The sequence below is a fragment of the uncultured Polaribacter sp. genome (assembly GCF_947503855.1).
Classification (GTDB): Bacteria; Bacteroidota; Bacteroidia; order Flavobacteriales; family Flavobacteriaceae; genus Polaribacter.
On sequence record NZ_CANNFF010000026.1, the window covers coordinates 1 to 1,296 of the forward strand.

The 1,296-nt window shown below is 37.8% G+C and carries 1 protein-coding gene; it reads right to left on the reverse strand.

Annotated features, from left to right (window positions below):
- On the reverse strand, positions 1–1,296 hold a 1,296-nt coding region (locus Q0662_RS11895), incomplete at both ends, for a hypothetical protein (RefSeq protein WP_298950148.1).

The following is a 1,296-nucleotide window of genomic DNA, read 5'->3' on the forward strand; positions in this document are numbered from 1 at the left end:
TTAAATTAGCAACTGAAGCAACCTCATAAGGGTTAAAAGATGAACCACCACCTTGTGGTTTTCTTTGGTCTGCAATTACAAATGAGGTAGTAAAGGAAGATTCGTTTCCAGAAAAATCATTTGCTTTTATTTCTACCGTTATTTTAGCTTCTGATTTAGAGGCATCGGTAGGGACCACATAATTGTAATAAATCAGATGGTCATTCTCTGAATCTATTTCCATAGAAGCCCCTACTAAAGGAGATCCCCAACCAGAAATATTTATTGTAGACGGCCCTGCAGGTTCTGTTAAGCTTGCTGTAATTTTTACAACTTCTCCAGGTTCTGCTCCCAATCTTCTTTTTGAGGATGAGTAAAAACCAATTTTATCCAACTCAGGTAAAATAAGGTCATATATATATCTAAATTCTACACTTCCATTTTCTGCATTTGGGTTTTCCGCCAAAACAGAAATTAAAGCTGTGGTTGGATCTCCAGGTGCTCCATTGTAGGTAAATACCAATTCGGCAGTGGTTGTATTGCCTTGTGTAACGGTATTTTCCACAGCTACACTTACAATGTCTGTATTGTTTGAAGTCGCTGTAAAAACAGAATTTCCACCCACAGGAGATAGTGCCGTGATGGTACGCCTAGATTCTATTTGGCCAGTGCTAAACGCGTTATTAGGTGTCACAATAACAGAAAGTACCGCCTGGGTACCTGCAACTTGGTAATTAAAATAAGGATATCCTAAGTTAAAGCCGGTAGTAGTACCTCCATTGTCTATATCCCACACATCTTGAGTTCCATTGGTTGTTTCTAGAACAAAATCCCAGTTGCTTTTCATAAATTGAGAGATCAACTTCATATCAGCAGTTTGTTTACCAATAGCACTAGCGGTTAGGTTAGGGTTTTCAATTTGATGTTGCTTCCCTACAGATTCTTGATTAAATGTGTATACTTCAGAGTCATAGAATACGGTGTTTGTAATTCCTTCTGCGGCAAATCCACCCATTTCACTAGCTATGGCTCCAATACGTCCGTTACCATTTGTTCCGTTAAATCTATTTTCAAATTGAGTTTCATCAAATCCTGTTTTTTGTATCACAAAATTAGAAGCGGAATAACTGGTAGATAAAGGCATTCCGTCGTAAGAATAGTACCCAAATAAGCCACCTGCTCTAATCTCTCTAAGCTGATCGTAATTGAAGTTTGTCCAATCTGAGAAGTTTCCTAAATCTGCAATGATGTCAACTTTAGCATATACATTCTTAATTCCTAAATTTTGGGATTCTCCAATAAGTCCTCCGGTTCTAT